Raw genomic sequence first — 24,082 nt, forward strand, 5'->3', positions numbered from 1 at the left:
GCTGCTCGGGCGGGCGGGGAGCTCACTCCCTCGCGGGGAGCGGCCCCTCCCGCCTGCCGTACCAGGGCCACCACTCGACGGTGCGCCCGTGCGGGAACATCCGGTCCAGGCGGATGGTCATCCGCAGCGCGAAACCGCCCGCGAACATCCCCGCCACCAGGTCGGTGAACCAGTGGAAGTGCAGGTAGATCGAGACCGTGGACTGGAGCACGGCGATACCGACGATGCAGTACGCCAGGCGCCGGATGATGTGCGGCCGGGCCGCGCCGAAGCGGATGATGAGGAACAGCACCAGGCCGTAGATGAGGATCGCGTTCGCCCCGTGCCCCGAGGGGAAGGCCACGTTGCCCGGTCCCACGAAGAAGTCCGGGTCGTAGTTCTTGGCGTGGCCCCGGTTGATGCCCAGCTTCATCACCGAGACCATGGACATCATCCCCACGACCCCGACCGCGCTCAGTACGATCGGGCGCCAACTGCGGTGCCAGTAGGCCAGCTGGAGCGCGGTGACGCCCAGGACCGGCAGCGCGACCGCACGGGAGGCGACCGTGTCCAGCCAGTGGATGAGCGGTTCCCGGAGCAGGTCCCAGTGGGGCCGGGGCAGCTCGTTCAGGAAGTTGTCCACCGGGTGCAGCGGCCCCGCGGCGAGCATCGTCATGACGATCAGCGCGACGGCGAGCATGATGGCGACGCGGTCCGAGGCCAGGCCCCACGCGATCTCGCTCACACTCGGCCACCTGACCGCGCGCACGACGGGCGGCCCGGGGTCGTACTCGGTGGTACGCACCACGGGGATGGGTCCGCTGTACGGTCCCGCGGCCGGGCTCGGCCGCGTCTGCCTGTCGTATGGCTTGGTCAACTGCCTGGCCCGTGGATGTCGTCGGGTCCTCGAAGAGTGCGTCATGTGCTCAGCGCTGTCTCACGTGTCGTGGGCTTGCCTGCGGCACTCGTGAAGCGTGGGGGGATGGGCTAGCCGTGGTTACTGGAACTGATCTGACGTCCTCAGGGTCGAACCGGAGCGGACCGGGGAGGATGCGTACCTTCCGCCCACTCCCGTTCGACGGCCGAGCCCTGGGGCTGGTTCACTACTACGTCGTGACCGGCCGACGGCGGGGTCGGCGTCCGAGGCACAGGGGGCCCACAGTGACGTCTACGTCGTGCTGCGCACCTCCAGAATGTGGTCAGCGCAGGTCAGGGCGCTCCCATCGATCTCCTCGCCGTTACGTGAGTCACGCTCCGTACGGCTTTGTGTGAATATTGCCGACAGATGAGCCTACCTGGCCACTCCCCCGAATCGGGGGTGTGGTGGCACACGTCGCCTTCTCCTCCACCTCGGACTTTGCCCGAAACCCCGATACTGGATGGCGGCGGTTCACCGCCATGCGACACGTTCGTGAGCCTTCCGTTAGCGGTTCGAGGCCTGCTGTCCGGGCGACCCGCGCTCGTGTGGCACTCTTCAAGAAGCTTGTACGACGCTGAGCGAACCGGTCCGCGCACAGGCCGTGCGCTGGCCGTGGAACGGAAGGGCCCTGGATGGTCGACCTGCCACAGCTGCCGGATGATCCCTCGAAACTGGCCCGTGAGCCTCTGAGGGAGCAGATCCGGCAGGTACTGGTCGAGGGCCTGCTGTCCGGGCGCTGGCAGCCCGGGGAGCGGATCGTGGAGCGCCGCGTCGCCACGGAGCTGAGGGTGAGCCAGGCGCCGGTCCGCGAGGCCCTGCGCGAGCTGGAGACCCTGCGCCTGATCGAGACGGTTCCCAACAAGGGAGCCCGGGTCAGGGCCTTCGGGGTCCAGGACATGGCCGAGATCTACCCCGTCCGCGCCGGGCTGGAGCTGGTCGCCGCGCAGCTGGCGGCGCCCCGGCTGGCGGCCGACCCCTCCCCGCTGGAGCGGGAGGTGGAGGCCCTTCGGCGGGCGACCGCGCAGGGCGACGTGTCCGAGCAGATCCGCCACAGCGTGGAGTTCCACCGCGAGGTCGTGCGCGCCGCCGACAACAGCGTGCTGCTGCACACCTGGGAGTCGCTGGGCGTGGAGGTGTGGACCGCCCTGTCGGTGCGCTGGCTGAACATGGAGCTGCACGCCAAGGCCGCCGACCACGCCCAGATCACCCAGGCCTTCCGCGAGGGCGACCCCTCGGTGGGGCAGATGCTCAGCGACCACGTGCTCAACTACGTGGAGGCGGCGCTGCAGTCCCACCAGGGAGTGCACTGACAGAACCCGCTTCGCGCGTGACCTGCCCCGACACACCCTTTCCGGTCCCTTTCACGTACAGTTGTATTGATCGATCATCGATCAGACCGTAGAGTGTGCGCGACGCACGTCACACACGCGCGCGAGCCCCTTCCCGGGCGCACGGAGTCGTTCATCCGGCCGGTGGACGAACCCGGGTGCCCGGCACCGCCACGCCGGGCCCGCATGCATAGGCCGATGCAGACCGGGAAGCAATCGGTCAGGGATCCGGCGGACAACTGCACACGAGACCCCATCAGCGCTTCGTGTCCGGGGAGGACGAGCCACGCTCCCCGGGACGCGCCCCGCAACAGCCACAGAGCGCCGACGCCCATGAGCCGGGCCGAGGCGCACGCCGCGACCACGCCCGACAGCGGGGCCGCGGCGGGCCTGGTACCCCGGTCCACAGACCGGGCCGACCGGCCTTCTCGCACGTAGAAAGGCACACCATGGCTGACACGGCCAAGCCGAAGGGCCGCACCGCCGCCAGGTCCTCAGGGACCCGCCGACGCGGCCGCAAGGACACCTCCCCCGGCCTCGCCGACGAGAAACCCGACACCCTCCTCGACTACTACCGCCAGATGGTGTTCGTCCGGCGGTTCGAGGAGCGCACCGCCCAGGCCTACACCCAGGCGAGGATCGGCGGCTACTGCCACCTCAACCTCGGCGAGGAGGCCACCGTCGTCGGCCTCATGACCGCTCTGCGCGAGAGCGACTACCTGTTCACGAACTACCGTGACCACGGGTACGCGATCGGCAAGGGCATGGACCCCAAGCGGGTCATGGCCGAGCTCTATGGGCGCACCGACGGCGTGTCCAAGGGCTGGGGCGGCTCCATGCACATGTTCGACACCGAGACCCGCATGCTCGGCGGCTACGGCATCGTCGGCGGGCAGCTTCCGCTGGCCGCCGGGGCCGCACTCGCCATCTCCTACCGGGGCGGCGACGAGGTCGTCATGTGCCAGATGGGCGACGGCACCACCAACATCGGCGCCTGGCACGAGACCCTCAACATCGCCAAGCTGTGGGACCTGCCGATCGTCTTCGTGGTGGTCAACAACTTCACCGGCATGGGCACCACGGTCGAGAGGTCCTCCGCCGAGCCCGACCTGTACAAGCGCGGCGCCGCCTTCCGCATCGAGGGTGAGCGCGTGGACGGCCGCGACGTGCTCGCGGTCCGCGACACCGCCGCACGGCTGGTCGAGCGCGCCCGCGAGGAGCAGACCCCGTTCCTGCTGGAGGCGTGGAGCTACCGGATGAAGGGCCACTCCGTGGTCGACCCGGCCAAGTACCGCACCGACGAGCAAAAGGACGAGGCGCGTTCGGAGGAGAACGATCCGATCGCCCTGTTCGGCGAGAAGCTCACCCGGGAGGGCATCCTCACCGACGAGCTGCGCGACGAGATCGCCGCCTCCGTCAAGGCCGAGGTCGCCGAGGCCGCGGAGTTCGCCGAGAACAGCCCGCACCCGGAGGTGTCCACGCTCTTCGACTACACCTACGCCACCCCGGTGCCCAACGAGTCCACCCGCATGCCCGCCGACCCGGTGTTCGCGGAGTAGGGAAGGAACCCACATGTCTGTGATCACTTACCGCCAGGCTCTGCGGGACACCCTTCGCGCCGAGATGGTCCGCGACGAGAACGTCCTCGTCATGGGCGAGGAGATCGGCGTCTTCGAGGGCTCCTACAAGATCACCGAGGGCCTGCTCAAGGAGTTCGGCCCCCGGCGGGTCAAGGACACCCCGATCGCCGAGGAGGGCTTCGTCGGCGCCGCCGTCGGCGCGGCCATGCTGGGCCTGCGCCCGGTCGTCGAGCTGATGACGATCAACTTCTCCCTGATCGCCATCGACCAGATCATCAACCACGCCGCCAAGATCTACGGCATGTTCGGCGGCCAGTCGAGCGTGCCCATGGTCATCCGCACCCCCGGTGGCGGCGGCCAGCAGCTCGGTGCCACGCACTCGCAGAACATCGAGCTGTTCTACTCCTTCATCCCCGGACTGAAGGTGCTCGCCCCCAGCACCCCGGCCGAGGCCTCGGAGATGCTGCGCGCGGCCATCCGCGACGACGACCCGGTCCTGTTCCTGGAGAACCTGGGCCTGTACAACTCCAAGGGCGAGGTCGCCGACGACTACGCCGAGCCGGACAACGACTCCGTCGCCACGATCGGCCGCGCCAAGGTCACGCGCGAGGGCAGCGACATCACCCTCATCGGCTACTCCCGGATGGCGATGGTGGCGGGCCAGGTCGCCGAGAAGCTGGCCGAGGAGGACATCGACGTCGAGGTCGTCGACCTGCGCTGCCTGCGCCCGCTGGACCGCCAGACCTTCGTGGACTCGGTCAAGAAGACCGGTGCCGCGGTGATCTGCGAGGACGACTGGCTGACCTACGGGATCGGCGCGGAGATCGCCGCCTCGATCCAGGAGGGCGCCTTCGACTACCTCGACGCCCCCGTCCGCCGGGTGGCGATGGCGGAGGTCCCCATGCCCTACGCCAAGCCGCTGGAGACGGCGGCCCTGCCGTCGGTCGAATCGATCAGCACCGCCATCAAGGAGACCCTGAGCGCCGTCGGCAAACGGGTCGGGTAGAGGGAGATTCCAAGCATGAGCGAGATCCAGATGCCGCGCCTCTCCGACACCATGGAGGAAGGCGTCATCAGCACGTGGGTCAAGAACGTGGGCGACAAGGTCGCCTCCGGTGACGTCCTGGTCGAGATCGAGACCGACAAGGCCGTCATGGAGTACGAGGCCTACGAGGACGGCTACCTGGTCAAGCAGTCCGTCTCCGAAGGGGACACTGTGCCGATCGGCGCGGTCATCGGTGTGATCGCCGACTCCCCGGACGCGGTGCCCGAGGACTCCGGCGACGGCGGCGAGGAGAAGCACGCCGCGCCTCCCAAGGAGGAGCAGGCGGAGAAGGCCGAGGACCTGAAGGAGGCGGCCGAGGGGACCGAGGCCGAGGCCGGGAAGCCCGCCGAGCCCGCCGGGGCGCCCGCCCCGTCCGGCGACGACGAGGCTCCGCGTCCGCGCACCTCCCCGCTGGCCCGCAGGCTGGCCAGGGAGTACGGCCTGGACATCACGAAGATCAGGGGTTCGGGCCCCAAGGGCCGGATCGTGCGCGCCGACATCGAGGCCGCGCGTGAGGGCGGCGCCGCCCAGGAGACCCCGCACACCGTGGAGGCCAAGGAGGAGGCCAAGCCCGCTGCGGAGAAGGCCGTGACCGCCCCCTCCTTCGACGACGGCCGCGACTCCGAGGAGCTCAAGGTCAGCAACGTGCGCAAGGTGATCGCGCGCCGCCTGACCGAGAGCAAGCAGACGGTGCCGCACTTCTACCTGCGCCGCACGATCGACGCCGAGGCCCTCAAGGCCTTCCGCGCGCAGATCAACGAGCAGCTGTCCAGCACGGGCGTGAAGGTCAGCTTCAACGACCTGATCGTCAAGGCCTGCGCGACGACGCTGAAGCTGCACCCGGCGGTGAACACCTCGTGGGTGGACGACAAGCTGCTCCAGCACGGCCGGGTCAACGTCGGCGTGGCCGTGGCCGTGGACGCCGGACTGGTCGTGCCGGTGCTGCACGACACGGACAAGGCGACCCTGTCGGAGATCTCCACGCGCACGCGCGAGCTGGCGGGCAAGGCCCGTGACGGCAAGCTGAAGCCGCAGGAGATGAGCGGCGGCACGTTCAGCGTGTCCAACCTGGGCATGTTCGGCGTGGACAGCTTCTCCGCGGTGATCAACCCGCCGGAGGCGGCCATCCTCGCGGTCGGCGCGATGCGCCAGGAGCCGGTGGTCGTGGACGGCGAGGTGGCCGTGCGCAACCGGATCTCCCTGGAGCTGTCTGTGGACCACCGCGCGGTGGACGGCGCCGTGGGCGCCGCGTTCCTCAAGGACCTCGCCGAGATCCTGGAGGAGCCCATGCGGATCATCCTGTAACGGGAGGGCTCCGCGCTCAGCACACGTGACGCCCCGGCCGGGAACGGCCGGGGCGTTCGTCCTGTGCGGGGCCACTGCGCGGCGGCGGTCTCGGCGGGCGCCGTCCACAGCCTGTGGACGAGTGGACGGATCGACGGGTCGCCGAGTCGACACGGCGACGAATCGGCAGAGAGGGCTCGCACCCGCCGGCGGCCCGGCCTTCAGGCGGATGTGCGAAGATCTCCCGTGTTCACCCTTCTCTTCGTCTTCCTCCCCGCCCTGGCCCTGTGCCTGATGTCCGTGGTGTTCCCGGTATCCGCTCTCCGTTCCCTCGTACGCGCCGGGCGCCTCGTGGGAGAGGGGCAGCACTGGTCGGAGGCGGTGGCGATCGGACCCCTGATCCGCCTCTCGGTGGTCGCGCTCTCGACGCGTTCGCCGTCTACGTCCACTCGTGGGTGCTCTACGCCCCCAGCCTCTTCCCGGAGGACACCTGCTTCGCCCGCGCGTGCATCCAGGAAGCCCCGGTCTCCCACGACGCGTTCCCGCTCAGTACCGTGTGCCCCTCCTCCCCGCACGGGTCCGCCGGCCTGGAGCTCGTCCCGCTCTGGGTCAATCCGACGATCACCGCTCTGGTGGTGGTGTCCGCGGTGATCCTGGCGGCGGTGTACGCCGTGCACCTCAGGCGCACGTAGAGCGTCCGCCGGCAGGTGTTCGTTTCGGGCTCAGGACCCTCCGTGCGGTGGCGGCGTCCCCGTTCGCCGTTGATCTTGTACCTAGAGCGAGATCGGGCGCCCAACCTCGCTCTAGGTACAAGATCACCGCAGGTCAGGGTCCTCGCTCCACATCAGCGACGTTTCCGGCCCGTCCAAAGCCGGCACCTCCTGGCGGACGCACTCAGCGGACTGACCGAGAACGGCGTCGGCGTGCCAGGAGACCTCCTGCGCGGTGGTCCTGGGCTGTGTCGCGCCTCGGGGGCCCGGCCCCGCCACGAGCACGGGACGCCGACGGGCGCCGACCGCGTGGACAAGCGGACAGATGGACAGACGGACAGGCCGACGAGTCTCCGAGTCGACATGGCGACGAATCCGCCGGAGGGGAGCGCGCCCCCTGGCGCCCCGGTCCGGTGTACGGTCGGCCGCATGTCCCGCGTACTGCACATGACCGAACTCGAACGCTGGACCTCCGGCGGCGACGTCGAGGCCGACTCCCTGCGCACCCAGGGGTTCGTGCACGCCTCCCCGGACGAGCCCACGCTGCTGGCCGTGGCGAACGCGCTGTACGCCGATGCCGCGGACCAACTGGTCGCCCTCGTCGTGGACACCGACGCGGTCGGCTGCGAGGTGCGCTGGGAGGCGGCCGACCCCGCCCCTCCGCCGGGTGTGGGGCACGACGTCCTCTTCCCGCACGTCTACGGGCCGATCCCCCGCGAGTCCGTGACGGGCGTGCGCTACCTGCGCCGCGACCCCTCGGGCCGCTACACCGGGGCCGAGGAGCGCTCCGCGACGGCCGAGGCGCTGGACCTGCTGCCGCACCCCGAGGGCGGCTGGTACCGGCAGACCTGGCACAGCGGGGTGACCGTCCGCCCCGACGGCTACCCCGGGCCGCGGCCCACCGCCACCGGTATCCACTTCCTGCTGACCCCCGGCGAGGAGTCGCGCTGGCACCGGGTGCGCTCGGACGAGGTGTGGGTGTTCAACCGGGGCGGGCCCCTGGTGCTGGAGTACGGCGGAACGGGAGGATCACCCGAGCCCGACGGACAGGTGACCCTGGGCTCGGGGATCGAGCGGGGCGAACGCCTCCAGGCGGTGGTCCCGGCCGGCTCCTGGCAGGCCGCGCGGCCGCTGGCCGGCGAGGAGGTCCTGGTCAGCTGCTTCGTGTCCCCGGGCTTCGACTTCGCCGACTTCGAGGCCCTCTGACCGGCGCGGGGCCCTCCCCCGGCCCCCTGTTGCCAGGAATATGTAGATCGGTCTACTATTCGACCATGGGAAGCAAGGGAGAGGCGACGCGGTCCCGGCTCATCATCGGAGCGCGCGAGCTGATCGAGACGCACGGCTACTCCGGCACCGGCCTCAACCAGGTCCTCGCCGTGAGCGGCGCACCCCGGGGATCCCTGTACTTCCACTTCCCCGGGGGCAAGGACGAGCTCGTCGCGGCTGCGATCGAGGAGTCGGGCGCCGAGGTCGGCGCCCTGATCGAGGAGGCCGCGGACCGAGCCCCGGACGCGCGCGGGGCCGTCCTCGGCCTGCTCGACGCCTTCGCCGCCAGGCTGGAGGAGTCGGACTTCACCCGGGGGTGCCCGCTCGCCGCGACGGCGCTGGACTCCGCGGCGGCCGACGACACGGTGCGCGAGAGCTGCCGGAGGGTCTACACGTCCTGGCAGCGGGCCCTGGCACGGCTGCTGGCCGCGGAGGGCCGGGCGACCGCGGAGGCGGACGCCTGGTCCGTGCTCTCCCTCGTCGAGGGCGCCCTCCTGCTGTCCCGCTCGACCCGCACCCTCGCACCGCTGCACCACGCCCGCGAGGCGGTCACCCGCCTGCTGACCGGACCCTGAGCGGCGGAGCGGCCCGCCCGGGCCCCACCCGCGCCCAAAAAATATGTAGATCAGTCTATAGAGGAGTTCGCATGCCCCCCACGCCCGACCCCCGACCGGACACCCTCGTCCTCGGCGCGAACGGATTCATCGGCCGCCGGCTCACGGCCGAACTGCTCGGCTCGGGCAGGAGCGTCGCCGCCGGCACCCGGAGCGGCTCCGGCGAGCGGGGACTGCTCGACTGGCTGCACGGGCACGCCGTCCCCACCGGCCGGCTCGTCCCCGTGCGCACCGACATCACCCTTCCCGGCCTCGGCCTCGACGCCGGCGCCGCCCAGGCGCTGGCCGACGTCCGGGACGTGTACAACTGCGCCGCGCTCTTCCGCTTCGGACTCAGCCGCGAGAAGGCCAGGGCCGCCAATGTCGACGGCGCGCTGAACGCCCTCCGCTGGGCCGCGGGACGCGAACGCCTGCGCCGCGCGGTCCACATCAGCGGCTACCGGGTGGACGGCATCCCCGGCGCCGCGGCGGGGGCCGGGGGATCCGGCACCGAACGCTCCTACCGCGAGCACGGCCCCTACGAGGCCTCCAAACGGGAGGGGAACGCGGCCGTGCGCGCCCTCGCGGAGCGGGAGGGCGTCGCGCTGAGCATCGTCAACCCCGGATCGGTGATCGGCGACTCGGCCACGGGGGAGGCCGGCCAGTACATCGGGCTGGCCGAGAGCGTCAGGGACCTGTGGCGCGGCCGCCTGCCCGCGCTGCCGGGGAGCGCCGCGACCTTCGTTCCCGTGGTGACGGTCGACCACCTCGCCCGCTTCCTCGCCGCGGTCCCCGAGCACGACACCGGTGGCCCGAGGTCGCACTGGGTGCTCGACGACCGCACTCCCCGCCTGCACCCGCTCCTGCGGGGCCTGGCCGACCACCTCGGCGTACGTGCCCCCCGCGCGACCGTGCCCCTCTGGCTGCTGCGCCGGCTGCCCCGCGCGCTGACCGGGGTCGAGCCCGAGACCCTGTCGTTCCTGAGCGAGGACCGCTACGACACCGCCTCCGCCGACGCCCTCGCCCGGGCGGCGGGGCTGGAGCACCCCCCGGTGTGGCCCTCCCTGACCCGGTGGGCCGACCGCCTGGTCGCCGAGCGCTTCGGGGACTGAGCTCAGCCGGCCCTCTCGCGGACCCGGTCGGCCAGGCGCCCGTCGCGCGCGATGCGGGCGAGCCCCGCCGCGAGGGGTGCCATGTCCCCGCCCCCCACCAGTTCTCCGAGCCTGCCCGCGTCCTTGGGCAGCCCGACCCTCTCCGCACCGGTGAGGACGAGCCCGTCGGCGTAGGGCCGCAGCCAGGGCCACACCGCCTGCGCCTCGCGGCAGAACATCGCGGCGCCCGTCGGCCCGATCCCGGGGAACTCCCGCAGTCCGGACTCCACAGGCCCGGCCCGGTGCCCGGAGCGCTCCCCGAGGCGGCGCAGGTCCCCCGCGTACTCGTCACGGACCCGGTCGGCGCACTCGCCGAGCCTGGTGGCGGTGCTCTCGTCGTAGCGGACGTAGTGCCCCCGGCCCAGCGCGTCCACGCGGTCCTGCCAGCTCAGCGCGGCCATCCCGTCGGGGGTCGTGCCGCCCGCCCCGTTGAGCTCGCGGGCGGCGGCGACCGCGATCCCCGCCGAGATGCGCGCGGACACCAGGTTCACCAGAACCAGCAGCTGCCACAGCGCGGCGGGCTTGTCCGCCATCCTGATCCCGGCCTCGGCGGCGAGGGTCGTCCCCGCCTCGTCCACCACCGCGCGGGCGGTGTCGGCGTGCTCGGCCATCTCCCGGTCCCCTCCAGACGTGGTCGGAGCTTCCTTCGGGGGTCTGGTACCCGTCCGACCGGCGCCGACGCGGCCGTCCACAGGGCTGCGCGGGCCCCGGCGCGCGGGAGCCCCGCGGCCGGGCCCCTCCCCGGCTGCGGGGCTCTGCCTCCACCGGCCGACGCCGCCGGGTTCAGGCGTGGCGCAGCCCGTTCCTCTGGGACAGCACGTCGCTGTGCTGTCCGACACTGACCGGAACCGTGTGGCGCGCCCTCCCCTTGTCGATGCCGAGGAAGCGGTTGAGGTGGCCCTTCCTGCCCACCACGAACCAGGCGATCGCCCCGAGCACCGGGAACCAGAGGACGAGGGCGATCCACAGCAGCTTGCCTCCCCCGGACGTGTCCCGGTCGGTCAGCGCCGAGACGACCGCCGCGAGCACCAGCACCACCAGGGACACGGCGGCGAGCAGCAGGACCAGCCCCGTGATCCCGCCCACCCAGGCGACCGCCGTCTCCGCACGGTCCGCAAGACTCGTGATCATACTTCCCCCAAGCAAGGCGTACCCATGTTGTTACGCAGAGTAACTGCCGGGGTATCCCGTCCCGCCTATTTCAGGGTTTTCGGGCGTTTCCATCAGCCGCCGAGCGGACTTCCGATTCGCTGGCGTGCACAGAACGGAGGCACCTACTTTCGGGTAAGCCCCACTACCAGGCCTTCCCGCTGCTTTACTGGGAACCATGGGCGAGCTTCGGCGATCTGGCAGGTTCACTCCCCTCCTCCCCACCGGCGACGGTGACGGCACCGGCACCCGCGACCACCCGTCCGCACGCACCACCACCCCCCGCCCAGAGCACAGAGGCCGACGACGGGCGGGAGGCACCACGGCCGGGGCCCCGTGACCATGGCCAGGCAACCCCGGTACCTCTGGCTGGCGGAACAGCTGCGCGCACCGATCCTGAACGGGGAGTTGCCGCCCGGTACGCGGCTCCCCTCCCGGACACGGCTGGCGCGCTCCTACCGCGTCAGCGAGCAGATCTCCCGCACCGCGCTCCGGCTCCTGGTCACCGAGGGCCTGGTGGAGTCCCGGCCCGGATCCGGATACTTCGTACGCACCGTCCCCGAGATCTTCCGGATCTGCAGGACCGACGCCTCCTCCGGCTCCGGCCTGGGGCGGCTCAGCCGCGAGGCGGTCGGCACCGAGCAGGAGCGGTGCTCCCCGCCGCTGAGCACACGGCTGCGACTGCGCGAGGGCGACCCGGTGTACCGCACCACCTCGCGAGGGCTGTCCTCGCGGACACCCATCACCCTGCACCGGTCCTGGGAGCCCGCGGCCCTCACCGCGGGAACCCTGCGCGCCCCGTTCGACAGCGCGCCCGACTCCGGGCTTCTCGAACGGCTCAGATCCGCGGGACACCCCGTCGACCACGTGGTGGAGGAGGTCGGGGTGCGCGCCCTGCACGACTCCGAGGCCTCCCTGCTCGGTTCGACCCCCGGGATACCCGCGCTGGTGGTGGAGCGCACCCACTACAGCGGGAACCGGCCGGTGGAGACCTCCGACCTCATCGGATCGGTCGAGCAGTGTCGACTCCTCTACAAACTGACGCTGGCCCGGCCCCGCCGGGCCGGCGATCCGCGGCGGCACTGACCCCGAACTCACGGTCCATACACGCGCGGGGGCGGCGACCGGTCATCACCGGTCACCGCCCCCGTCGTTCGCCCTCGGGACTCCTCGTCCCCGGGTCAGGCCTGGGTGAACTCCCGGGCCACGACCTCGGCGATCTGCGCGGTGTTCAGCGCGGCGCCCTTGCGCAGGTTGTCCCCGCACAGGAACAGGTCCAGCGACTTCGGGTCGTCCAGCGACTGGCGGATGCGGCCGACCCAGGTCGGGTCGGTGCCCACGACGTCGGCCGGGGTCGGGAACTCACCGTTGGCCGGGTCGTCCTGGACCACGACGCCCTCGGCGGAGCCGAGCAGCTGACGGGCGGCGTCGGCGGTCACCTCGTCGGCGAAGGTCGCGTGCACGACCAGCGCGTGCGTGGTGATCACCGGGACGCGGACACAGGTGGCGGAGACGCGCAGGTCCGGCAGGCCCAGGATCTTGCGGGACTCGTTGCGTACCTTCAGCTCCTCCGAGGACCAGCCCTCGTCCTTGAGCGAACCCGCCCACGGCACGACGTTGTAGGCCAGCGGCGCGGGGAACGGGCCCAGCTCGCCGACGGCGGCGCGGACGTCGCCCGCCTTCTCGCCGAGGCTGCGGTCGGCACCGGCCTTGGCCATCTGGTCGCGCAGGACGTCGATGCCCTCCTGGCCGGCGCCGGAGGCGGCCTGGTAGGAGGAGACCACCAGGTCGGTGAGGCCGTGGGCGCGGTGCAGGGCGCCGATCGCCACGATCATCGACAGGGTGGTGCAGTTGGGGTTGCTGATGATGCCGCGCGGACGGTTGCGGACCTGGTCCGCGTTGACCTCGGGCACCACGAGCGGGACGTCGGGGTCCATGCGGAACGCGCCGGAGTTGTCGACGGCGACCGCGCCGCGGGCGGCGGCGATCGGCGCCCACTCCTTGGAGACCTCGTCGGGAACGTCGAACATGGCGACGTCCACGCCGTCGAAGACCTCGGGGGCCAGGGCCTGGACCACGACGTCCTCGCCGCGCACGCTCAGGACCTTGCCCGCGCTGCGCGGGGAGGCGACGAGGCGGATCTCGCCCCAGACGTTCTCGCGCTGGGTCAGGATGTCCAGCATCACGGTGCCGACGGCGCCGGTGGCGCCGACGATGGCCAGGGTGGGAAGACGGTTGCTCATCGGCCGGTACCTCCGTACACGACAGCCTCGACCTGTTCGGCGTCGAGCTGGAACTCACTGTGGGCGGCGCGGACGGCCGCGTCGATCTGGTCCTCCTCGACGATCACCGAGATACGGATCTCCGAGGTGGAGATCATCTCGACGTTGGTGCCGGAGGAGGCGATGGAGTCGAAGAAGCGGGCGGTCACACCCGGGTAGGAGCGCATGCCCGCGCCGATCAGCGACACCTTGCCGATCTTGTCGTCATAGCGCAGGGACTCGAAGCCGACCTTGTCCTGCACCTTCTTCAGCGCGGCGACCGCCTCCTTGCCGAAGTCCTTGGGGACCGTGAAGGAGATGTCGGTGCGCGAGGTGGAGACCGCCGACACGTTCTGCACGATCATGTCGATGTTGATCTCGGCGTCCGCGAGCGCCTTGAAGAGGGTCGCCGCCTCCCCGACCCTGTCAGGGACGCCGACGACGGTGATCTTGGCTTCGCTCCGGTCGTGGGAGACTCCGGAGATGATCGGCTGTTCCATGCCTTCGCTTTCCTCGACTTCCGAAACGATCCAGGTCCCGGGCTTCTGGCTGAACGACGAGCGGACGTGCAGCGGGATGTTGTACTGCCGCGCGTACTCGACGCAGCGCAGGTGCAGGATCTTGGTGCCGCACGCCGCCATCTCCAGCATCTCCTCGTAGGAGATCTGGGGGATGCGCCGTGCCGTGGGCACGACACGCGGGTCTGCGGTGAACACACCGTCGACGTCGCTGTAGATCTCGCAGACATCGGCCTGCAGGGCGCCGGCGAGCGCGACGGCGGTCGTGTCGGAACCGCCGCGGCCCAGCGAGGTGATGTCCTTGGTGTCCTGGGAGACGCCCTGGAAACCGGCGACGATGCAGATCGCCCCCTCGTCCACGGCCTCCCGGATACGACCGGGCGTGACATCGATGATCTTGGCGTTGCCGTGCAACGACGTGGTGATGACACCGGCCTGGGAACCGGTGAAGGAGCGTGCCTCGTAACCGAGGTTCTCGATGGCCATCGCCACGAGTGCCATGGACATGCGCTCACCCGCCGTCACGAGCATGTCCAGCTCGCGGGCCGGCGGCATCGGGGAGACCTTCTCGGCGAGGTCCAGCAGTTCGTCGGTCGTGTCGCCCATGGCCGAGACGACGACCACGACGTCATGTCCCGCCTTTTTCTGAGCCACGATCCTTTGGGCTACTCGCTTGATGGCTTCCGCGTCGGCCACGGAAGACCCACCGTACTTCTGCACGATTAGGGCCACGATCGATGCTCCTGAGGAGTTGGGATCAAGACAATGAAATGGAGTGTAGCCAGCGACGTCCTCGTCGACCCCGTCCGACCTGCGGCGGAGGGCGTGGCGTCTTGACACACCAGCGCTCGGGCTTACCCGGTCTGGCGGAGGTTACTCACATTTCGTGGAAATTACGGTCAAGTGTGAGCTAGAACTCCAGGCTGCGACGGCCCTCGAAGGCGCGTCCGAGGGTGACCTCGTCGGCGTACTCCAGGTCCCCGCCCACAGGCAGGCCACTGGCCAGACGGGTCACCTTCAACCCCATGGGTTTGACCAACCGCGCCAGATAGGTCGCGGTGGCCTCCCCTTCCAGGTTGGGATCCGTGGCCAGGATCAGCTCCGTCACCTGGCCGTCGGCCAGGCGGGTCATGAGCTCCTTGACGCGCAGGTCGTCGGGGCCCACGCCCTCGATGGGGCTGATGGCGCCGCCCAGGACGTGGTAGCGGCCCCGGAACTCGCGGGTGCGCTCGATGGCGACGACGTCCTTGGACTCCTCGACCACGCAGATGATCGCGGGGTCGCGGCGGGCGTCGCGGCAGATGCGGCACTGGGCCTCTTCGGCGACGTTGCCGCAGACCTCGCAGAAGCGCACCTTCTCCTTGACCTCGACAAGCGCGTTGACGAGGCGCTTGACGTCCGCGTGCTCGGCGGACAGCAGGTGGAAGGCGATGCGCTGCGCGCTTTTCGGACCGACGCCGGGCAGCCGCCCGAGCTCGTCGATCAGATTCTGTACCGCGCCTTCGTACATCGCCTACCCACCAGGTCGGACCGGATCTTTCGGGGCGGTCCGTCTCCCCTCCTCCCACCGTATCCGCCGTGAGGACCTTCCGGGGACACGGCGGACCCCACCTGCCCACCGGACGGGTCCGGCCGCCCGGGCAGGCACGCGGACCGGCCCCGGAAGACCTTCCGCGACCGTCGGCCCGGGCCCGCCTGGCGCGGTGACCAGTGTGATCCTGTACTCATGGCGAGGTCGGGCCCCCAGGTGCGCCACAGGTACAAGATCTACCGGTTCACCACGGTGGTGTCGGGCAGGGTTTCGACGGGAGCCCCCGGATCACACCGGCAACGGTTCCGGCCGGTCCGTCAGAAGCCGGGGAGGCCGGGCATTCCGCCGGGCATCCCGCCACCGCCCAGGCCCTGGGCGAGCGGGCCCATCTTCTCCTGCTGGAGCTGCTCCACCTGCGCCTCGGCGTCGCGGATGGCCGCCAGGACCAGGTCCGCCACGGTCTGCGCGCTCTCCTCCGCGTCGGAGGTGTCGATCGCCTGGGCGTCGACGGTGATGTCCTCGACCTGTCCGCGCCCGCTCAGCTTGACCTTGACCAGGCCTCCGCCGGAGGTGCCCTCGACCTCAGCCTCCTCCAGTGCCTCCTGGGCCTCCACGAGCTGCTGCTGCATCTGCTGGGCCTGCTGGAGCAGGGCCTGCATGTCCATTCCGCCAGGGTTCACGGCCGTCTCCTCGCCGCACTCTCAGTGCTGGGTCTCGCTGTCATGTCGCTGTTGCTGTGAGCGTAACCGGTCATCGGCGAACATGCGGGCGTCGTCGGCGGCGCCGTGCGGAGCCAGCCCGGTGTCCGCCCCTTCGCGGGCTCCGGTGGCGTTACCGATCACCCTGTCCAGCGAGTCCCTGGTCCTCTCCATCCGGCGGATGGCGTCGTCGACCCGCGCCCGCTCGGCCCGGAGCCCGTCCAGCAGGTCGGGGGCGGGCTCGCCGCGTTCGCGGGCGTACATGCACGGCATGAGCTCGCGCACGGTGTCGCTGTTGAGGCCCGCCGCGAACAGGCACTGGATGCGGTCGACCCGTTCGAGGGCGTCCGCACCGTACTCGCGGTGCCCGCCCGGGGTCCGGGTGGAGGCGAGCAGCCCCTGTTCCTCGTAGTAGCGCAGCGACCTGGGGCTGACCCCGGTCCGCCGCGACAGCTCACCGATACGCACCGGTCCTCCTGTGACGTGCCGCACAAGGGCTTGAAACTGACATCCATGTCAGATTCTACGCTCTTCCCATGAACACGACGGGCACGGCGGACACCGCCCTCCACACGACCGAAGCGACCACCGAGAACACCGAGAACCCGCTGCTCAGCGCGTACGATCTCGCCGGCCTCACCCTGCCCAACCGGGTGGTCATGGCGCCCATGACCCGCCTGCGCGCCGACCGCCGGTCGGTACCCCGGCCGGTGATGGCCGAGTACTACGCGCAGCGCGCCGGAGCCGGGCTGATCGTCTCCGAGGGCATCGCCCCGAGCCTGACCGGACAGCTGTACCTCACCCAGCCGGGGCTGTTCACCGAGGAGCAGGAGCAGGCCTGGCGCCGGGTCACCGACGCCGTGCACGGCGCGGGCGGCCGCATCTTCGCCCAGGTCATGCACGCCGGACGCAACGGCCACCCGGCCAACCGGCATGACGGCGGCGCCCCCCTGGCGCCCTCCGCGGTCCGCGCCCCCGGACCGCTGCACACGCTCGACGGCAAGGTGGACACCGTGGTCCCGCGCGCGATGACCGCCGCCGAGGTGCGCCGGGCCGTCACCGACCACGCCGAGGCGGCGCGCGCCGCGGTCCGGGCCGGCTTCGACGGGGTGGAGGTCCACGGCGCCAACAGCTACCTGCCGCACCAGTTCCTCGCCGACAACACCAACCTGCGCACGGACCGGTACGGCGGGGACGTGGTCGGACGGATCCGGTTCGCCGTGGAGGCGATCGAGGCGGTGGCCGACGCGGTCGGCGCGCACAGGGTGGGGTTGCGGATCTCTCCGGGCAACCCCGAGGGCGGGATGGTCGAGCGCGACCCGGCCCCCGTCTACCGGGAGCTGCTGGCGGCCCTGGATCCGCTCGGACTGGCGTACCTGCACCTCACGGACGATCCGGTGTACCCGGCGCTGGACGACCTGCGCCCGCGCTGGAGCGGGACCCTCGTGGGCAACACCGGCGAGCACGAGGAGACCACCCCCGAGAGCGCCGCACGCCTGAGGGCCCACGGGCGCGCCGACCTGGTCTCGGTCGGGCGCCCCTACATCGCCAACCCGGACGCGGTCGAGCGGATCGCCGCCGGTGTCCCGTGGGCGCCGATCAGGGAGAAGGACTTCCACTATTCGTCCGGCCCCGGGGGATATGTGGACTATCCGCGCCACGACACGGGAACGACTCACTCGGACGGGACTCTCACCAGCGAAGAGAACGAAGGGTGCCGCTGACATCACCCTCGGTTGAAAAGGTGCCTCGCGGGGCACAAAAGTTCCGGTGGTGTCTCGGGCACCGCCGGCAGCCACGGGAAGCCACGGGGGACTGAGGACGTGTTGACCGCCAGGGAGCGCCACTCGGCGCTGGTCGAGGCGATGGTCGCGGACGGCACGCTGACCGACGCCTCCCTCATCGCCGCGTTCCGGTCGGTGCCCCGCCACCGCTTCATTCCCGGGACGGGGGCACTGACCGCGCACGGGACCGCCCTCAACGCCAACAGCAACCCCGAACGGTGGCTCGCGGCCGTCTACGCCGACAACGCCATCGTCACCCAGGTCGACGACCCCTTCGTCCCCGAGCGCAGGGAGGCGCCCGCGCCCCGCGAACCGGCCCCCCGGCGCGGGGAGGAGGCCTCGACCTCGTCCAGCTCGGCGCCCACGGTCCTCGCGCGCCTGCTGGAGCTGGCCGACCTGGCCAACGGGCAGAGGGTGCTGGAGGTGGGCACCGGGACCGCCTGGAACACGGCGCTGCTGGCGCACCGGCTGGGCGACAGCGCCGTCACCTCACTGGAGATCGACCCCCGGCTGGCCAGAGCGGCCCGGGAGGCGCTTCGCGCGGAGGGCTACTCCCCCGCCGTCCACCTGGCCGACGGGTACGGGGGGTATCCGCCCGGCGCGCCCTACGACCGCCTCACCTCGACCTGCGGCGTGCGTCGGCTGCCGCCCGCGTGGCTGGAGCAGCTGCGCCCGGGCGGCCTGGCGGTCTGCCCGTGGGGGCTGCTGGAGGGGGCCGGGGTGCTCGCGCGGATCGAGTGCCCCGGGGACGGGTCGGCCCGGGGAAGCTTCCACGGCGGGGTGGGGTTCGTGCCGCTGCGCACCCCCGAGCCCCCGCTTCGGCCGGTACGGGACGCGGGACAGCAGCCCGACGAGTACCGGCTCACCCAGACCGATCCGGTGGCGCCGCTGATGGCGTTCCCGTCGGCGTTCGCGCTGTCGGTGATGGTGCCGGGCTGGCGGATGCGGCGCCGGTGGATCGGCACCGGATCGGGTGTGTGGGTGTGCGACCAGGAGGGCTCCTCGTGGGTGCGGGTCTACCCCTACGGCACCTCGTGGATGGTCGAACAGGGCGGTCCGAGGAGCATCTGGGACGAGTTCGAGGAGGCCCTGGAGCTGTGGGAGGAGCTGGGAGAGCCCGGACCGGACCGGTTCGGGCTGTCGGTGGACACCGACGGCGCGCACCGGGTGTGGCTGGACTCGCCGGACGGCCGGAGCTGGCCGCTGTGAACGCCGACGGCCCCCTGAGCAGGGGGCCGTCACCGTGCGCTCACGCCGTTCCTTCGGCGTCCCCCGCCTTCTCGGATCCCTCGGAACCGCGGGAGGCGTTCTTCTCCTGGAGCCTGCGCAGGAGTTCCTGCCTGCGCTCCACGGCGTCGGTGCTGGGCCCGCCCTTGCTGCCGCCCTTGTCCCCGCGGAGCGCGGAGCGGGAGACGGTGGTGCGCTGGCCGCCCATACCGAGAAGGTTGTCGCTGTTCCTGGCCATGCGGATCTCCTTTCCCTCAGGCCGGACACACGAGGTCCGGCCGGAATCGATCCCGACCCCCGAAGAGTATCCCCACCAAGACGATACGTCTCGTCCTTTTTCAGCCGCTACCGTGGCAGATATGGCAGAGAGCACCGCACAGGAAGAGACCCGGGCCCGCCGCCCCGACCCCCGGCGCCGCAGCGAACGCTCACGGCGCGCCATCCTGGACGCCGCCACCGAACTGCTGGGCGAGGTCGGCTACGCGAAGCTGACCATGGAGGCCATCGCGGCCAGGGCCGGGGTGGGCAAGCAGACCATCTACCGGTGGTGGCCCTCCAAGGCGGCCGTGGTCTTCGACGTGTTCACTGCGCTGACCGGCGGGAGCGCCGGGGATCCGCTGCCCGACACCGGCGACCTGGCCGCCGACCTGAGGACGGTGCTCCGCGCCACCGTGGACGAGTTCCACGTACCGGAGATGGACCGGACCACCCGGGCGTTCACCGCGGAGATGCAGAGCGACCCGGCCCTCGCCGAGGCCGTCAACGAGCGCCTGGTCCGTCCGAACACGGAAGCGCTCAAGGACCGGCTGCGCTCCGCCGTCGACACGGGAGAGGTGGACCCTGGGGCCGACTTGGAACTGGCCGCGGAACTGCTCAACGGGCCGGTCCACCACCGCTGGCTGCTGCGCACCGCGCCGCTCACCCACGCGTACGTGGACGAGTTGGTGGACACGGTGCTGCGCGCCCTGCGTCCCGGGCAGCGCTAGCGACCGGAGATGTCGCAGGTGTGGGGCGAGCGGTTCCATGCCGGTCGCCGGTCAGGGTCGGCCCGGCGGACCTTCTCGGTCGGTACGGCGCCGCGGGCGGGCCCGCTCCGGCGGGCTCCCCCGGCCGTCGCCCCGGACCGGCGCCCTAGAAGGACGCGTCCGGGGCCTCGTGCTCGATCTCCTCGATGACCCGGCCGCCGAGCTCGGACTCGATGAGCGAGGTTCCGGCGCCCGGGGGCATCGGAGCGCTCGGGGAGGCCTTCCCCCCGGAGGGGGCCTGGTCCTGGGCCCGGGGTTCGGGCTGCTTCGGCGCGGGCGCCGACGAGGGCTCCGGTGAGGAGGGCGCCGGGTCGGCGTACTCCGGCGGAGGCGCCGCGGCCGCGTCCTCATAGGGGTCGGGCGGCGGCTCCTGGAGCCCGGTGACGATCCGGTCCGGCGGCGGTCCGGCGGGCCCGGACGCGGCCCTGGGAGCGGACGCGGGCTCGGGGGCGGGTTCTGCGGAGGGTGCGGCGGGGCGCGCGGGTTCGGGAGCGGGCGCGTCCCATCCCGCGGGCTCGGCCGGACGTGCGGGCTCGGCCGGACGTGCGGGCTCGGCCCTGCGCGCGGGGGCGGGGGGAGCCGCGGCACTGCCCGCGGCGGCCACGCGCACCTCCGCTCCGAGGACCTGCTGGATCGCGGCGGCGACCACCTGGTCGCTGCCGCTGTTGCTGAAGCCCTTGGCCTCGTTGGGCCGGGAGAAGCCGAGCAGGACGGTGCCGCCCTCCACCCCGACCGGGCGGACGTCGCTTCCGCTCAGCACCATCCAGGTGAACCGGCGGCGGCCCTTGACCGCCTCCAGGACCTGGTTCCAGGCGCCCTGCAACCGTCCCAGGTCCAGTGGGCCGCCGGACGGCGCGGGCGCCTGCCCCTGGCCGGGCGTGCTCTGCCGGACCGGGGCGTCCCAGCCCGCGGGCTCGGAGCGCCGTTCCGCGGGAGCCGGGGCCGGGGCGGGGTCCGGCCGGGCCGCGGGAGCCGGTGTCCCGGCGGCCCGCGCGGGCTCGGGCGCGGCCGCCGGGGAGGGCGGAGAGGGCTGGGAGGGCTGCGGAGCCGGAGTGGTCGGCGCCGGCGCGGGCTGGACCTGGGCCGCGGGAGCGGCGGGAGCGACGGCACCGGAGGCGATCCGGCGCTCCATCTGCTCCAGGCGGGCCAGCAGGGCCACGCCCTGGTCGCCGTCGGTGCCCGGCAGCAGCACCCGCGAGCACATGAGTTCCAGCAGCAGCCGGGGCGCGGTGGCCCCGCGCATCTCGGTCAGCCCCTGGTTGAGGATGTCGGCGGCGCGGGTGAGCTCGGCCGGGCCCAGGCGCGAGGCCTGGTCCTTCATCTGCTCGACCGCCTCCGGGGCGACGTTGATCAGGCCCTTGTCCAGGGCGTCGGGTACGGCGGCCAGCACGACCAGGTCGCGGAAGCGCTCCAGCAGGTCCGTGGTGAAGCGGCGCGGGTCGTGGCCGCCCTCCACCACGCGGTCGATCAGGCCGAACACGGCCGCGCCGTCGCGGGCGCCGAGGGCGTCGACCATCTCGCCGAGCAGGCTGGAGTCGGTGTAGCCCAGCAGGGAGACGGCGCCCTCGCGGGTGATGCCGCCCTCGTCCGAACCGGCGATGAGCTGGTCCAGCACCGAGAGCGTGTCACGCGCCGAGCCCGCGCCCGCACGCACGACCAGCGGCAGCACGGCCGGGTCGTAGGAGATGTCCTCCTGCTTGAGCAGGTCCTCCATGAGCTCCTTGAGGGTGCTCGGCGGGATGAGGCGGAAGGGGTAGTGGTGGGTCCGCGAGCGGATCGTGCCGATGACCTTCTCGGGCTCGGTGGTCGCGAACACGAACTTCAGGTGCGGCGGGGGCTCCTCCACCAGCTTGAGGAGGGCGTTGAAACCCTCCCGGGTCACCATGTGCGCCTCGTCGATGATGTAGATCTTGTAGCGCGAGTTGACCGGGGAGAAGAAGGCGCGCTCGCGCAGGTCGCGGGCGTCGTCCACACCGCCGTGGGAGGCGGCGTCGATCTCGATGACGTCGATGCTGCCGCCGCCGTCGGGGGCCAGCGCCACGCAGGAGTCGCAGGTGCCGCACGGGTCCGGGGTGGGACCGTCGGCGCAGTTGAGGGAGCGGGCCAGGATGCGGGCGCTGGTGGTCTTGCCACAGCCGCGCGGGCCGCTGAACAGGTAGGCGTGGTTGATCCGTCCGCTGCGCAGTGCCTGGCGCAGCGGGTCCGTCACGTGTTCCTGTCCGCGGACCTCGCCGAACGTCGCGGGCCGGTACTTGCGGTACAGCGCGATGCTCACGGTGTGATCACTCCCCTGGTCCCTGCCACGTGTCCATTCAACCCGCGAGCAGTGACAACTCGCGCCGGTTGGCGCAGACCGGGAGGGGTTCGACCGGGCCGGAGAAAGAGAAAGGACCCCCCGCGCACCCGCCAGAGCCTACTTATCCTTGCTGCCTTCCGGCCCTGGGGAGGTTCATAGGATGACGCCGCACGAGGGGTCTGCCCCGAGTCTATCCGACACCCGGACTGCTCTGGCAACCTGTCCGCGCCCCTGTGCGTGATCCCTCCGGTCCAGGACCACACGCCCCTGTTTGGATGAGCGGCGCGTCCGCGGACATCATGAGAGCCATGCCCAACCCCCTGCATCACACCGACAGCTCCCCCGCCCGCCGCGACCTCATCGTGGACACCCTGGAGAACGCCTTCTCCGACCTGATGGCCGCCGACCCGCCCGCCTTCCGCGTCAAGTTCCGCAAGATGGCGGCCAACCCGTTCGCCTTCTACCGGGGCAGCGCCGCGCTCTTCTACACCGACGTCTCGACCATGGACGACCCCTGGGCCGATGACCGCACCTCCCGGGTGTGGATCCAGGGCGACCTGCACGCGGAGAACTTCGGCACCTACATGGACTCCACCGGGCGCCTGGTGTTCGACGTCAACGACTTCGACGAGGCCTATCTCGGCCACTTCACCTGGGACGTCCTCAGGTTCGTGGCCAGCATCGCCCTCATGGGGTGGCAGAAGGCCCTGTCCGACGACGACATCGGCATGCTCGTGCCGCACTACGTCGACGCCTACGTCTCCCAGGTGCGCGACTTCGCGACGAGGGGCGGCGACTCGGAGTTCTCCCTCAAGCTGGACAACACCGACGGCACGGTGCACGACGTGCTCCAGCAGGCCCGGCTCAACAGCCGCGCCGAGATGCTGACGTCCATGACCGCCCGCGACGGGTACACCCGGCGGTTCCGCGAGGGCCCCAGGGCGCGCCGCCTGGGGGACGAGGAGCGGGAGACCGTCCTGGCCGCCTACGACGCCTACCTGGAGACCATCCCCGAGGACCAGCGGTTCGCGTCGATGAGCTACGGGGTCAAGGACGTGGTGGGCAGCGGCGGCTTCGGGATCGGCTCGGCCGGGCTGCCCGCCTACACCCTGCTCATCGAGGGCCAGTCCGAGGCGTGGGACAACGACGTCGTGCTGTCCGTGAAGCAGGGCAACGTGGCGGCGCCCTCGCGGGTGGTGACCGACCAGGGCATCATGGAGTCGTTCAAGCACCACGGGCACCGCACCGCCGTGTCCCAGCGCGCGCTGCAGGCGCACACCGACCCGCTGCTCGGCCACACCGAGATCGGCGGCGTGGGCTTCGTGGTGAGCGAGGTCTCCCCCTACACCAACGACCTGGACTGGGACGACCTCACCGAGCCCGCGGAGATCGCCCCCGTACTGGACTACCTGGGCCGCGCCACCGCCAAGGCGCACTGCGTCTCCGACTCGCACGCGGACGCCACCGTGGTGAGCGGCCAGACCGAGGACGCGATCATCGGGGTGCTCGACGGCCGTGAGGAGGAGTTCACCCGCTGGTGTGTGGACTTCGCACACCGGTACGCGGCCCAGGCGAGGGTCGACCACTCGCTGTTCGTGGACGCCTTCCGCAACAACGCCATCCGCGGCGTGAGGTCCAGCCGCCTCTCCTGATCCGGCCCCTGGAGCGGCCCCCGACCCGGCGGATCGCCGGGTCGGGGGAAACCGTTCGAAGCACCCCGTGACGGCATGTAGAGTTG

At 71.5% G+C, this 24,082-nt stretch carries 23 protein-coding genes and 1 other RNA gene; 13 read left to right on the forward strand and 11 right to left on the reverse strand.

What is annotated here, in order from left to right; translation table 11 throughout:
- Positions 1-22: 22 nt before the first annotated feature.
- Positions 23-787 (reverse strand): phosphatase PAP2 family protein, encoded by a 765-nt coding sequence (locus A6A08_RS05015; RefSeq protein WP_073701338.1) that lies wholly within the window; start codon positions 785-787, stop codon positions 23-25.
- A 743-nt stretch (positions 788-1,530) separates the two neighbouring features.
- Between A6A08_RS05015 and A6A08_RS05020 the strand changes: the two genes are divergently transcribed.
- The 8 genes from A6A08_RS05020 (at position 1,531) to A6A08_RS05060 (ending at position 9,816) form a co-directional block, all read left to right on the forward strand.
- Entirely contained in the window at positions 1,531-2,208 is a 678-nt protein-coding gene (locus tag A6A08_RS05020) for a GntR family transcriptional regulator (protein WP_073701339.1), read from the forward strand.
- A 467-nt stretch (positions 2,209-2,675) separates the two neighbouring features.
- On the forward strand, positions 2,676-3,785 hold the full coding sequence (pdhA, locus tag A6A08_RS05025; RefSeq protein ID WP_073701340.1) for a pyruvate dehydrogenase (acetyl-transferring) E1 component subunit alpha: 1,110 nt from the start codon (positions 2,676-2,678) through the stop codon (positions 3,783-3,785).
- A 13-nt stretch (positions 3,786-3,798) separates the two neighbouring features.
- Positions 3,799-4,812, forward strand: coding sequence for an alpha-ketoacid dehydrogenase subunit beta (locus A6A08_RS05030; RefSeq protein ID WP_073701341.1), 1,014 nt, complete (start codon positions 3,799-3,801; stop codon positions 4,810-4,812).
- Positions 4,813-4,827: 15 nt separating this feature from the next.
- Positions 4,828-6,156, forward strand: coding sequence for a dihydrolipoamide acetyltransferase family protein (locus tag A6A08_RS05035; RefSeq protein ID WP_073701342.1), 1,329 nt, complete (start codon positions 4,828-4,830; stop codon positions 6,154-6,156).
- Positions 6,157-6,590: 434 nt separating this feature from the next.
- Positions 6,591-6,827 (forward strand): hypothetical protein, encoded by a 237-nt coding sequence (locus tag A6A08_RS05040; RefSeq protein WP_073701343.1) that lies wholly within the window; start codon positions 6,591-6,593, stop codon positions 6,825-6,827.
- 447 nt (positions 6,828-7,274) lie between these two features.
- On the forward strand, positions 7,275-8,051 hold the full coding sequence (locus A6A08_RS05050) for a cupin domain-containing protein (protein ID WP_073701345.1): 777 nt from the start codon (positions 7,275-7,277) through the stop codon (positions 8,049-8,051).
- Between the two features lie 65 nt (positions 8,052-8,116).
- Entirely contained in the window at positions 8,117-8,686 is a 570-nt protein-coding gene (locus A6A08_RS05055; protein WP_073701346.1) for a TetR/AcrR family transcriptional regulator, read from the forward strand.
- Between the two features lie 71 nt (positions 8,687-8,757).
- Entirely contained in the window at positions 8,758-9,816 is a 1,059-nt protein-coding gene (locus A6A08_RS05060; protein WP_073701347.1) for an SDR family oxidoreductase, read from the forward strand.
- Between the two features lie 2 nt (positions 9,817-9,818).
- On the opposite strand, the gene A6A08_RS05065 is transcribed toward A6A08_RS05060, so the two are convergent.
- Positions 9,819-10,466, reverse strand: coding sequence for an endonuclease (locus A6A08_RS05065; RefSeq protein ID WP_073701348.1), 648 nt, complete (start codon positions 10,464-10,466; stop codon positions 9,819-9,821).
- Between the two features lie 172 nt (positions 10,467-10,638).
- Positions 10,639-10,986, reverse strand: coding sequence for a PLD nuclease N-terminal domain-containing protein (locus tag A6A08_RS05070; protein ID WP_073701349.1), 348 nt, complete (start codon positions 10,984-10,986; stop codon positions 10,639-10,641).
- A gap of 360 nt (positions 10,987-11,346) precedes the next feature.
- Between A6A08_RS05070 and A6A08_RS05075 the strand changes: the two genes are divergently transcribed.
- Complete coding sequence (locus A6A08_RS05075) at positions 11,347-12,090, forward strand: GntR family transcriptional regulator (RefSeq protein ID WP_073701464.1); 744 nt, start codon at positions 11,347-11,349, stop codon at positions 12,088-12,090.
- A gap of 95 nt (positions 12,091-12,185) precedes the next feature.
- On the opposite strand, the gene A6A08_RS05080 is transcribed toward A6A08_RS05075, so the two are convergent.
- The 5 genes from A6A08_RS05080 to A6A08_RS05100 form a co-directional block, all read right to left on the reverse strand.
- Positions 12,186-13,247 (reverse strand): aspartate-semialdehyde dehydrogenase, encoded by a 1,062-nt coding sequence (locus A6A08_RS05080; RefSeq protein ID WP_073701350.1) that lies wholly within the window; start codon positions 13,245-13,247, stop codon positions 12,186-12,188.
- Positions 13,244-14,515: an aspartate kinase gene (locus A6A08_RS05085; protein ID WP_073701351.1), complete on the reverse strand. Its 1,272-nt coding sequence runs from the start codon at positions 14,513-14,515 to the stop codon at positions 13,244-13,246. Before A6A08_RS05085 ends, A6A08_RS05080 begins: the two co-directional genes overlap by 4 nt.
- 178 nt (positions 14,516-14,693) lie before the next feature.
- A complete protein-coding gene (recR, locus tag A6A08_RS05090; RefSeq protein ID WP_073701352.1) occupies positions 14,694-15,293 on the reverse strand; it encodes a recombination mediator RecR in 600 nt (199 codons plus the stop codon).
- Positions 15,294-15,631: 338 nt separating this feature from the next.
- Positions 15,632-15,979, reverse strand: a complete 348-nt coding sequence (locus tag A6A08_RS05095) for a YbaB/EbfC family nucleoid-associated protein (protein ID WP_073701353.1) — start codon at positions 15,977-15,979, stop codon at positions 15,632-15,634.
- Between the two features lie 36 nt (positions 15,980-16,015).
- On the reverse strand, positions 16,016-16,480 hold the full coding sequence (locus A6A08_RS05100) for a MerR family transcriptional regulator (RefSeq protein WP_073701354.1): 465 nt from the start codon (positions 16,478-16,480) through the stop codon (positions 16,016-16,018).
- 68 nt (positions 16,481-16,548) lie between these two features.
- Between A6A08_RS05100 and A6A08_RS05105 the strand changes: the two genes are divergently transcribed.
- Complete coding sequence (locus A6A08_RS05105) at positions 16,549-17,736, forward strand: alkene reductase (RefSeq protein ID WP_073701355.1); 1,188 nt, start codon at positions 16,549-16,551, stop codon at positions 17,734-17,736.
- Positions 17,737-17,838: 102 nt separating this feature from the next.
- Entirely contained in the window at positions 17,839-19,005 is a 1,167-nt protein-coding gene (locus A6A08_RS05110) for an rRNA adenine N-6-methyltransferase family protein (RefSeq protein ID WP_073701356.1), read from the forward strand.
- A gap of 40 nt (positions 19,006-19,045) precedes the next feature.
- On the opposite strand, the gene A6A08_RS05115 is transcribed toward A6A08_RS05110, so the two are convergent.
- Complete coding sequence (locus tag A6A08_RS05115; RefSeq protein ID WP_073701357.1) at positions 19,046-19,261, reverse strand: DUF6243 family protein; 216 nt, start codon at positions 19,259-19,261, stop codon at positions 19,046-19,048.
- Between the two features lie 121 nt (positions 19,262-19,382).
- Here A6A08_RS05115 and A6A08_RS05120 point away from each other — a divergent pair, with 121 nt between their 5' ends.
- Complete coding sequence (locus tag A6A08_RS05120; RefSeq protein WP_073701358.1) at positions 19,383-20,009, forward strand: TetR/AcrR family transcriptional regulator; 627 nt, start codon at positions 19,383-19,385, stop codon at positions 20,007-20,009.
- A 145-nt stretch (positions 20,010-20,154) separates the two neighbouring features.
- Here A6A08_RS05120 and A6A08_RS05125 read toward each other — a convergent pair whose 3' ends face one another.
- Positions 20,155-22,323, reverse strand: a complete 2,169-nt coding sequence (locus A6A08_RS05125; RefSeq protein ID WP_073701359.1) for a DNA polymerase III subunit gamma and tau — start codon at positions 22,321-22,323, stop codon at positions 20,155-20,157.
- Between the two features lie 108 nt (positions 22,324-22,431).
- An RNA gene (gene ffs, locus A6A08_RS05130) (signal recognition particle sRNA small type) lies at positions 22,432-22,527 on the reverse strand.
- A gap of 116 nt (positions 22,528-22,643) precedes the next feature.
- On the opposite strand from ffs, the gene A6A08_RS05135 reads away from it, so the two are divergent.
- Positions 22,644-23,996: a DUF2252 domain-containing protein gene (locus tag A6A08_RS05135; protein ID WP_073701465.1), complete on the forward strand. Its 1,353-nt coding sequence runs from the start codon at positions 22,644-22,646 to the stop codon at positions 23,994-23,996.
- Positions 23,997-24,082 lie beyond the last annotated feature (86 nt).

Origin of the sequence: Nocardiopsis sp. TSRI0078 (assembly GCF_001905145.1) — a bacterium.
Classification (GTDB): Bacteria; Actinomycetota; Actinomycetes; order Streptosporangiales; family Streptosporangiaceae; genus Nocardiopsis.